Source organism: Acidithiobacillus sp., assembly GCF_027322205.1.
GTDB lineage: Bacteria > Pseudomonadota > Gammaproteobacteria > Acidithiobacillales > Acidithiobacillaceae > Acidithiobacillus.
Genome location: NZ_DAHVHY010000069.1, coordinates 1 through 10,601 on the forward strand (window position 1 = coordinate 1; position 10,601 = coordinate 10,601).

Sequence of the window (10,601 nt, forward strand, 5' to 3'; positions counted from 1 at the left end):
GGGGGTTTTTGAAATGCAGCAATTGCAACGCACCCTGAGCCCAGCGTACCCGCTGTGCAATAAAACTCATAACGGTTTCCGGTTGCAGACCGATGCTGAGTGACTCATTCAGAAAAACACTGTGATATCCCTTGGCATGCAGAATCATCGCGGTTTCGGCATCCTCCGTAATGGTGTCGCCCTGAATACCACCGACTTCCAGCAGCATGCTGCGGCGCATGACTGCGGCAGATCCGCAAAAGAAAGACGCATTCCAGCCATCCAGGCCGGTTTGAATGACGTTGTGAAAAAGTTCTGTTTCAGGTGGTGAATCATGAAATATTCCCAGATTTTTCTCAATAGGATCAGCGTTAATAAAACTATGCGGAGTCTGTACGAGAAAGCATTTTTTATCTTGAAGGAAAAATCCTACCGTCTTGGTCAGAAAATCTCTGGTAGGTACATGATCCGCGTCCAGGATAACCATGAGCTCACCACTAAGATTATGAAGGGCGGCGTTGATATTGCCCGCCTTGGCATGATCATTGTGTACGCGGGTGTGATAGGTCACGCCCAATTTAAGGCATAATTCCTGCAGTGCCTGGCGGCGTGCCAGGGACTGTTCAGCTATGAGAGGCTTATTGCATCTATCATCTGTACCTCCGTCATCGAGCAAATGGATGTGCGCCTTGTCCGTAGGAAAAGTGATATTCAATGCGCCAAGCAGTGTGACTTCAAGGAGGTCAGCGGGCTCATTATATGTTGGCACAACAATATCCACCGTTGGAAGCAAGGATTCGTCAGCAGGCAATGGCACTGGGGTACGGTGGCGTGGATATAAATTCACAAAATAACCCAGAAAGGCAAATCCTGCGGAGTAAAGTTCGGCAGCAAAAAGCGTCAGTCCTGCAATCAGGCTGATAAGTCCAAAACCACCAATGGTAAATTCCACACGCCACACCAAATAACGCACGGTCAGGAAGATGGCGAAAAAGATACTGACGATGCGCAATGGAGTAACCCAAGGTTCGCGGAACTTCAGCTTACGACCAATAAGCAGTATGCTGATCATGACGGCAAGCATGAAGCCACCAAGGTATGCTTCAGCCATTGTCGAAACGGGGCTGGCTGCCGATAACCACACGACTATTAAAGCAACAATAATAGTGATCGTTATCATGGTGTTTGATAAATAATTTAAAACTTTATGGCTCGACATGCTTTGCTCCTTCTTCATCTGTTATAGATAGGGGGAGATTATCACGCGACTCGCGACTTATTTTGGCGTGTCGGGAATGGAACAGACTGGTCGGCAACGTACGAGCATATTCCATCTGTTGCAAGTTGGTGCAGATACTCCGCAAATGGTTTGCCAACACCCGCATGACGCAAACCAAACTCGACCGTGGCCTGTAGATATCCGAGCTTGTCACCACAATCGAAGCGGCGACCTTCAAATTCGTAGCCAAGAACCTGACGTTCACGTAACAGGGCGGCAATCCCATCGGTGAGCTGAATCTCGCCGCCACACCCTGCAGGTAAATCCTCCAGATATTCAAATATTTTGGCAGGTAAAATGTATCTGCCGACTACCCCGAGATCAGATGGTGCTGCATCGGGGTGGGGCTTCTCTATGATACCCGATACCTGGTGGATTTTATTTTCCCACGGCCAGCACCGAATAATGCCGTACTTATTGGTTTCTTCGTGAGGTACCCGTTGAATGGCCAGAATTGCCGCATGATAGCGGTCATACTGCTCTATCATCTGTGCAAGAACGGGTTTCTTGGACAAGATCAAATCATCCGCGAGCAGTACGGCGAAGGGATGATCACCAACGACATCGCGGGCCATCAGGACTGCATCGCCTAATCCCAATGGGTGAGGTTGTCGAAGAAAGATGGTGCTGACGCCGCGCGGTACAATATTTCTTACTTCGTCGAGCAGTTCCTGTTTTCCGCGACGCTCTAGCTCATGCTCCAGTTCAAAGGCAACGTCGAAGTGGTCTGCAATCGCACGTTTGCCACGGCCACTGATAAAAACCAACCTGTCACATCCAGCCTCTAACGCTTCCTCTACAGCATATTGAATCAGCGGTTTATCTACAATCGGCATCATTTCTTTGGCAGTTGCTTTTGTCGCTGGCAGGAACCTTGTCCCCATTCCGGCGACAGGGAAAACGGCCGTGCTAACTGATTCAGGGGCATTCTTAGACGAATGGCGGGATGAGATTTTCATAGTAAACTCCTAAGTGACCGATTTTTAACCAATGCTGCCTACCAATTCACAGAATCTATTCATTTTTAAGAGTTACAAATTCTCTCCAAACTACAATGCCACGTCAGAACTGCATGCAACAGTAACGCCTTAGTCGATTGCTGATAGGCTCGACCTATAGGCTATCGTAAGATGTTTATGGCGAGCCGTCTGTTCGGTAGGGCACATATGCTACCGCTTTATGATTCGGCAAATTGGGAGTGTGGCGACGAAGATTACGTATTGCCAAATAAGGTGGCAGCCATGCGGGGGTAGCATGGTGGGTAAAGTGAATATATTGGTGCAGCAGATAGATTGTATGTGGTCTTCTTCGTGAAGACTGTGTGCAAGTTAAGTGCTTGCCAATTCTGATACCGATGGAGGCTTCAGTGTAGGGCCTTCTGGCAAAGTTCCCTCTCGCAGCAACGACCGGTCAGTCAGAGCAACTCCGGTAGCTGAAGAGGCAATCCTCGCTCGGATACCGCTTATGCTGTCTCTTGAGTCATACCATTATTGTGCTCATGCCAAATTCTTTTCGTACGTTGTGGCTGCAGCGACATAATTTGGGACCGGTTATCCCGATGAAAGAAAAGGTATCTGACATTACCGGCCCCATATTGATTACACTAAATCAATTGCCATTATCATGGTTCGCCGAGCGGACCGCCTGATTCGCCGTGTGCTGTGCAATATCGGCGCGGCGAATCGCCTCATTCTGGGTGCTTTGCAGGGCATCGGCTTTGGCCAGCGCCTGATTCGCCGTTATCTGGGCCGCTTTGGCACTGGCTTGTGCAGCCTCCGCCTCCGCGCTGGGGCCACCAGCGCAGCCAGCCAGGGCCAGGGGCACCATGAAGGCCGAAACCACCATGAGGGATTTAATCGATCTGGATGTATTCATAAGAGTCTCCTTGTAATTTACCAAACTATGGACATGCCCGGAATCAGGACAATTTTTTACCCAAACTGTGTAGGGTCTTATTTGCGTTGTAGGCCAGTGCCTTGTCTTGTGCCTTATTGGCATTCTGACAGGAGTCGAGGCCACTACGATCGGCGCTGTTCTTGCACCAGGTAACCTCCTGCGTCATCTTTTTCTGATGGTGCAGATACCAGGAAACATTATGCTCACCTTGCGGACCTTGATCTATCGAGGAGCAGCCTGCCAAAGTAAAAAGCACAACGGGAAGTGCCAGTTTCTTCATCATGTAAATCTCCTGCCTCTTCTGTTTTTCTATTTTATTGGACTGCAGTCGTCCTGCGTTTCAAAAGCCGCCCGATTTGGGGTGTGATTGATTCATAGGTTCATGGCAGCGTAACACCCTTTCGATTCTTGCCTAGAGATTAAAGCTCAAAGCTATCCCCGTCTGTTCGCTAGGTTACATATGGCAGGCCTTGCCATTCTGTCAGCGTTCGGCGGTTTACAGTGGTTTATCCTATGTGATGCAAAGCACAGAAGACATGTCGCACCTGGTTTACCATTCACCATATTTCCTAATGAGGTCGGTTTATCATGTCTCATATTCAAGATGCACAGCGTTACCAACGGCTGCTGCCTGATGTTGGCCAGCGCGCTCATTTTCCTGCTCCGCCTTCCGTTACCATGGAGTTTACTACAGCCTCCGGCAAGCCTTTGATGGTTCGGGTTCCTCGCAGCGTTTTTGACCAGTTGTGCCTCCATCTTGGAAATGCCCATAAAGCAGGGTGCTGGATTACCGTTCGCTGTTGTGAGGTGGAAACATTATCCATAGAAACGATTGCGCGCTATGTGAACATGATGGCAAAAACCAAATTGCACCATGCGGGAGCCATGCCACAAATGTTACCCATTGAGATTTTCTCTTCGACCTTGAGCAATTAGCTTGGGCTGTCAAAGTCGCCTAATTCTTATCTGTGGATGGCCGGTCGCCCATTTTACAGTCTGGTTTGAAAGTGTGCGTGGGTGGAAACGGCCGACTGGTAGGGTAACTGACGCCAAGCGGGCCATGCCCGCCCACCGAGGCGATACCGCTTCCGGACAAGGGAGATGCATAAGGGCTGGCCCGGACATAAAAAAGTACTATAATCTCTACTTCGTCGGAGTTATTTACGGGAGTCGCTCATGTCTTACGCGCATGATCCTCGCCAGCACTGCAGCTTGCGGCACTGCCGTCAGATGATGCACACGCAGCAGTTCTTTTCCCCCAACTGGAACGGATTGCGATGCCACTTGGGATGGGTGGTGGTCTGCGAATCAGGCAGATCCATGCAACATGCCTAGCCCGCATGCGACATCCTTACTAGGCATGGTCACGGTTTTTGAGAATCGGTGATGAACGCCATGATGCACGTTTTTATATATTGCGTTCATAACACGATAAATGGGGAGTTATGATTTCAATATATAAAAAATGTTACGGAGGCCTGAAGCCTTGTTGAAACCGCGAAAAATAAAAATCTTCCTGGAGAAATATCCGGATGAAGAAACTGCAGAAATAGCCTTTTCGCTGTTGGAAAAGGTAGCTGCAGCCATTGTTAGGATTATCGGTAAAGATGGGTTCAATGCACTCTACGCGAGAAGCTTGTCACTCACCGCGCCAACGTTCCCTTGGTTGGCAGCCAGCGTGATGACACTTCAGGATGATGATATGCTCGTACTAATAAAAACTTCGTTTGTAGTACAGCCACCCGCAGAGATCAGAGCGGCAAGCAGCTTATTGCTGACTACTTTTTCAGACATCCTGTGCCGGTTGGTGGGTGATCAGTTAACGGCGCGCATTTTACATGATGCTTTTGGTGGAGAAATTGTGGAAGCCATTATGGGAGATCACTTTGAATCATAAAATCCGCATACGGAAGCTTCCAACCGGGGTGCCTGGACTGGATGACCTGCTGGGCGGTGGCCTGCCGGAGTACTCTTTTAATCTGATTGCAGGATGCCCTGGGGGCGGCAAAACCACACTGGCGCATCAGATCATGTTCACGCAGGCAAGCCCCACCAACCGGGTACTCTTCTTTACCGTGCTGGGTGAGCCGGCACTGAAGATGCTGCGCTATCAGCAGCAATTCTCGTTTTTTGAGATCGACAAAGTGAATGATTCCGTTCGCTACGTCAATCTGTCCCAGGATCTGCTGCAGGGGGATTTTGATAAGGTATTGACGCGCATCGTTAACGAGGTCCAGCAATATGTTCCGGGCCTCGTTTTTGTGGATTCGTTCCGGTCGGTGGTACGGTCAGGCAAGCAGGCCCATTCTGGACTGTCCGATATGCAGCGGTTCTTGCAACGACTGGCCATGGAAATGACCAGTTGGCAGGCAACCACTTTTTTAATTGGTGAATACGGCGCCACAGAGGCTGATTCCAGCCCGATCTTTACCGTGGCTGATGGGATTCTCTGGCTGACGCAAAGCCTGCACCGCGACACCATGGTGCGTAAACTGCAAGTGGTTAAAATGCGTGGACAGTCTCAACACTCCGGATTGCATACTTTCCGTATTGACGACGACGGCATCCAGATTTATCCGCGCGCTATGGTGCAGACCAACACCATAGAGGCCATTAAAGTGCCGGGTGGGGGAAAACGCATCGCGATGGGTATACCCAAACTGGATGAGATGCTCGGCGGTGGCTTACCGACGGGCTACGCCTTACTCGTGGTAGGACCCACTGGATCCGGAAAAACCATATTGTCTACGGAGTTCCTGGCCGAAGGCGTGCGCAGGGGGGAGCCCGGCGTCATCGCCGCGTTTGAAAAGCATCCCAGCCAACTCCTCAACAAAGCCCTATATACGTTGGTTACGGCGGGTCAGGTGGGGATGATCGATGCGCACTCCTTAAGCTTGTCGATTGATGAAACTTTGCATGAGTTGATCAAAGCGATTGAACGCCTACAGGCCAAACGGGTGGTTATTGATTCCTTGTCTGGCTTTGAACTCGTGCTGGCACCGGAATTCCATGAAGACTTTCGGAGCGCGCTCTATAGAATGGTCGCAGTGCTTACGGGCATGGGTGTCACGGTGTTGATGACCTCCGAACTGGAAGATCGTTATACCGATTTGCGCTTTAGTCCGTTTGGCAGCGCTTTTCTCGCCGATGCCATTATTGTGCAGCGCTACGTCGAAATGGAAGGAAATTTTAAACGGGTACTTTCCGTCGCCAAGGTACGGGGCAGCGGGCACAGCAAGGAAATCAGATTATTTGAAATCACCGATGACGGCATCATCATTGGTCAGCCGTTAAAGTGCTATTCTGGAATTTTGTCTGGACGACCGAGATTTGACGCCAAGCCGGGTACTCCGATGAGAGCGAGCAAAGATGACCCGTCATAACCCGGGTGACATTGTGGATCGAACTGATCCCGCGCAATCCAACGCATCGGGTCCGGACGGGATGTCCATCCATGAAGAAATGGTTATTCAAGGCCGGGAAAACGTGGTCACGGCGCGGGAAGCGACGGTTTACCACCGTGAAGACGTTGCTCAGCGGCGCGAGGACGTAGTGGGTAAACGCGAGGAGGTGATCCTTGCCCGCGAGTGCTCGGTTACCACGCGTGAACAGGACAGTCGCTCCAAAGAACATCTCAAAATCGCAACGGACGAGCACCTGACTCTCCTGCAGAAAGCTAACGCGCACCTGGTCATCGCCACCCTGGAAGCCCACGAACTGACCGAACAAGTCCAAGCCGCACGCGAGCAGATGAAATACGCTGCCTATCACGATGGGCTCACCGGGCTACCCAACCGGATGCTGCTGCAAGATCGACTCGGTCAGGCGATTGAGGTGGCGCGGCGCCAGGAAAGACCTCTCGCCGTGATGTTTTTGGATCTGGATCGATTTAAATACATCAACGACTCCCTGGGGCATGATGTGGGCGATCAGTTGCTGCAGTCGGTGGCACAACGGTTGCAGGATTCTCTACGGCACTCAGATACCATTAGCCGCCAGGGCGGGGATGAATTCGTGGTGCTGCTTCCCAATGTTGAACACGCAAAGGACGCCGCGATTTCTGCGGAAAAGATGCTGGCCGCGCAGATGCGGCCGCATCATATCGGGCCACACAAACTCCACATCAGCGTGAGCATCGGTATCAGCGTGTATCCCGACGACGGTCAGGATACAGAAACGCTGATCAAATGCGCAGACATCGCCATGTACCATGCCAAGGAAAGAGGCCGTAATAAGTATAAATTCTACAAACATGAGATGAACATGCGGGTCGTCGAGCGACAATCCATTGAAGCCGAGTTGCGTCTGGCATTGGAACGGCAGGAGTTTGTCCTGTACTACCAGCCCGTCGTTCACCTTCTCACCGGCAAGATCGTCGGTGTCGAGGCCCTTATTCGCTGGCAACATCCCGAACGCGGGCTCCTGTCACCAGAGCAATTCGTGCCCGTCGCCGAAGACTGTGGCTTGATTCTGCCGATGGGCCGCTGGGTACTGCACGAGGCCTGCAGGCAGGCCCAAGCCTGGAACCAAATGGGCTTGCCGCCGGTTACCATCGCCATCAATACCTCCGCACACGAGTTCCGTGCCAAGGATTTCATTGAAAACATCCGTGCGACGCTCGTGGAAACGGGCTTGCCCCCGCACTTGCTGGAACTCGAGATGACCGAAACCGTCCTCATGCGTGACACGGAAGATACAAATTCTGCATTACGTGCGCTGGTAGATATGGGGGTCAAGCTCGCCATCGATGACTTTGGCACTGGTTTTTCCAGCCTCAGTTATCTGAAGCAGTATCCCACTGATGCGCTAAAAATTGATCGGTCGTTTGTGGGCCAGATGATCAGCAATAAGGACAGTGCCGCCATCGTCAGTGCAGTGATCAGTCTGGGTATAAACCTCAGGAAGCGCACCATTGCGGAGGGTGTCGAGACGGCAGAGCAGTATGCTTTGCTGCTGGCGCTCCATTGCGATGAAGGGCAAGGCTACTATTTCTCGCATCCAGTGGCGGCCGGTGAATTCGCGGCATTATTGTCTTCAGGAGTTATACCCATGAGTCCAGCGTCTGCGGGGGTATGCTGAAGCACGTCTATATATATCCAGGCAATGACGTTTTCATGAATTTCAGGCGTGCTTGCGTTGAATTTGTCTATCCCTGGGCATACGCATGGAACGGTCCTGGTCACCGTTGGTTCTTCATATGTGCCCGTCTTCCCTTGATATGCAGGGCAGGGCGTCGAGCCTCGGTCGGTCTGACAATATGCCGGAATACCCCGATAACGGCGCACCGAGAACAATGCCGTCATCGGTAATGTCAAACAACCTAAGCTCTTTACTGTGCGCACTGCCGCGCACTTTTGCGACCGATAACACCCGCTTAAAACTGCCCGCAATTTCGATATAGCGTTGCATGATAATGGCGTCAGCGAGAAAAGCGCTGCCGAATGGACTAAAGCGCAAGTCGGTATAGCGATCCTCCAGTTCAGAGGTCATCAGCACCGTGACCCCCATGCCGGTAAGAACGGCAATCATACGATATAAGGATTCTCGGAGATTCTCGTGAAACTCGGGGGCCAGAACCAATTCAAAACCAGACAAGGAGTCAAGAACGACTCGTTTCGCCTGTATGCGCTGAATGGCGGTTATCAGATTGTGTAGTGTTTCGTCTATCGACAAACTGAGAGAATGGGCGTCAATGACCCCAACACCCCCAGTTTTGATGAGCATGTACAGCTTTTTGCTCAACAACTGGCTGGGACTTTTTTCAAATGCCGCAATCACGCCGGGTTCGCCTCTGCGCACGCCTTCGGCGAGAAATTCCGTAGCCATTATAGTTTTTCCGGATCCAGAGGGTCCTACCACGAGTAGCGCATAACTCGATGGCAACCCCCCGCCGAGCATTACATCCAGTCCGGGTATGCCCATCGTAATACGTTTTGCTCCACCGGAGGTTTCTGCCACTGGTGCCGTAGTACCACTATCGTTGGCTATGGCACGCGGGAAAACATGAAGCCCATCATCCTGAATACGGTAAGTATGAAATCCGCTTTGCTGTGCTTGCCCGCGCATTTTTATGACCTGAATCTTGCGCACCATGGTATCGCGATATATATTTTGGGTAAGCCAGATAATCCCATCGGCTACGGTGAATATCGGGCTAGCGTCTGCGGCGGGCAAGGTATACTCCCCGATGAGGAAGGTGGTGGCCTGCCAACTCGTCATTTCCATGCCGAGCTGTTGCAAGAAGCGTTGCATATCGGGCAGTCGACGCGGACCCCGTTTGCCTAATTGCGCCACCGACCGAAAAGAATCCACGAATACCAGGCTGGGCGTAAAAGCTTTTACTTCTTCAATGATGCGAGTTAATACCTTGTCGAAATTTCCTTGCAACAGGTCTTGAGATAAATTGATATAGCGGATGGACGTGTTCACCTTGCTGATGTCAAAAAAGGTGAACTGTTGTTGATAGCGCAGCATCTTCAAGGCCGGCTCACCCAGCACGGTAAAGAAGAGTGCCCGGTTGGTCGGGCTGGCCTGGGTAAACATGATTTGATGTGCAAGTGTTGTTTTCCCGCCACCAGGCACTCCGGCTATCAGGTTAAAAGAAAATTCCGGCAGCCCGCCACCCAACAAATCATCCAGTCCGGGCACTCCAGTTGGTAACTGGCGTATATTTACTTTATCGATCACATTTTACCCCTAACCTGATTGATCGCGGTACCTTCCCATGCTACATCTAAAATGCGAGTCGTTAACTGATCACCGATCAATGCAGACAGAATACTTATAAAGGTAGTCAGCAACAGGCAATTAGTGCTTCTGATCTGTATGGGTGTCTGTACTCCAACTGATTGTTTTAATAATATCATTATATCGTAGTTTTGTATTTTTTTTGGGTCATTTCCCTGCCATGGAGACGTGGCCTCTGCGAGGAATACACTTCTTTTATAGAGCGCATTAAATCCATCCTGTCCGACAATGGTGACAATCTCCACAGACATCTTTACCCATAAGTGCATGGCGACTTCAACGACTTGCTCGTCTGGATATTGCTCCATGTATTTGTTTATTTCTTGATGGCTTATCAAACTGCTTCATCTCCGTGACGATTTGCCTTCAGATTGCACCTCAAAAGACCCGCATCTGAAGTACGGATCAGATACTGTCGAGACAGACATATGTAAGGAATCTGGCAATATCCTGCTACGGAAGGCATATATCAGAAAGCAGGCGGTCGGTCTCTTTTTTCACCGCGGCGTAGCACTCGCAGGCTCGCTCCTCGAGTCCCAGGCGATCGATTACGGTTATGCGGCCCCGCCGGTAGTCGATTAAACCCATTTCTTGCAGTTTGCCAGCAACTACCGAGACGCTCTCACGGCGCACTCCGAGCATGTTTGCGATCAGTTGCTGAGTCATTACCAAACGATTGAATGGCAGGCGGTCAAGGCTC

At 50.9% G+C, this 10,601-nt stretch carries 11 protein-coding genes; 4 read left to right on the forward strand and 7 right to left on the reverse strand.

Annotation, left to right across the window (positions count from 1 at the left end):
- The 4 genes from M7F93_RS09695 to M7F93_RS09710 all read right to left on the reverse strand — a co-directional run.
- Positions 1–1,198: glycosyltransferase family 2 protein (locus tag M7F93_RS09695; protein WP_298172609.1), on the reverse strand; the 1,198-nt coding region annotated here is incomplete at its 3' end.
- Positions 1,199–1,239: 41 nt separating this feature from the next.
- Complete coding sequence (galU, locus tag M7F93_RS09700; protein ID WP_298172611.1) at positions 1,240–2,217, reverse strand: UTP--glucose-1-phosphate uridylyltransferase GalU; 978 nt, start codon at positions 2,215–2,217, stop codon at positions 1,240–1,242.
- A gap of 649 nt (positions 2,218–2,866) precedes the next feature.
- Positions 2,867–3,133: a hypothetical protein gene (locus M7F93_RS09705; protein WP_298172616.1), complete on the reverse strand. Its 267-nt coding sequence runs from the start codon at positions 3,131–3,133 to the stop codon at positions 2,867–2,869.
- A 43-nt stretch (positions 3,134–3,176) separates the two neighbouring features.
- Complete coding sequence (locus M7F93_RS09710; RefSeq protein ID WP_298172618.1) at positions 3,177–3,437, reverse strand: EexN family lipoprotein; 261 nt, start codon at positions 3,435–3,437, stop codon at positions 3,177–3,179.
- 305 nt (positions 3,438–3,742) lie between these two features.
- On the opposite strand from M7F93_RS09710, the gene M7F93_RS09715 reads away from it, so the two are divergent.
- The 4 genes from M7F93_RS09715 to M7F93_RS09730 all read left to right on the forward strand — a co-directional run bounded on the left by M7F93_RS09715 (position 3,743) and on the right by M7F93_RS09730 (position 8,233).
- Positions 3,743–4,090 (forward strand): hypothetical protein, encoded by a 348-nt coding sequence (locus M7F93_RS09715; protein ID WP_298172621.1) that lies wholly within the window; start codon positions 3,743–3,745, stop codon positions 4,088–4,090.
- Between the two features lie 550 nt (positions 4,091–4,640).
- Entirely contained in the window at positions 4,641–5,051 is a 411-nt protein-coding gene (locus M7F93_RS09720) for a hypothetical protein (RefSeq protein WP_298172624.1), read from the forward strand.
- On the forward strand, positions 5,041–6,537 hold the full coding sequence (locus M7F93_RS09725; protein WP_298172627.1) for an ATPase domain-containing protein: 1,497 nt from the start codon (positions 5,041–5,043) through the stop codon (positions 6,535–6,537). Before M7F93_RS09720 ends, M7F93_RS09725 begins: the two co-directional genes overlap by 11 nt.
- Entirely contained in the window at positions 6,524–8,233 is a 1,710-nt protein-coding gene (locus tag M7F93_RS09730; RefSeq protein ID WP_298172630.1) for a putative bifunctional diguanylate cyclase/phosphodiesterase, read from the forward strand. The genes M7F93_RS09725 and M7F93_RS09730 overlap by 14 nt, the downstream gene beginning before the upstream one ends.
- Positions 8,234–8,347: 114 nt before the next feature.
- Here M7F93_RS09730 and M7F93_RS09735 read toward each other — a convergent pair whose 3' ends face one another.
- The 3 genes from M7F93_RS09735 to M7F93_RS09745 all read right to left on the reverse strand — a co-directional run.
- A complete protein-coding gene (locus M7F93_RS09735) occupies positions 8,348–9,841 on the reverse strand; it encodes an ATPase domain-containing protein (RefSeq protein ID WP_298172633.1) in 1,494 nt (497 codons plus the stop codon).
- Positions 9,838–10,239 carry a hypothetical protein gene (locus tag M7F93_RS09740; protein WP_298172636.1) on the reverse strand — a complete coding sequence of 134 codons (402 nt, stop codon included), beginning with the start codon at positions 10,237–10,239 and terminating at the stop codon, positions 9,838–9,840. Before M7F93_RS09740 ends, M7F93_RS09735 begins: the two co-directional genes overlap by 4 nt.
- Positions 10,240–10,354: 115 nt before the next feature.
- Positions 10,355–10,601: Crp/Fnr family transcriptional regulator (locus M7F93_RS09745; protein ID WP_298172638.1), on the reverse strand; the 247-nt coding region annotated here is incomplete at its 5' end.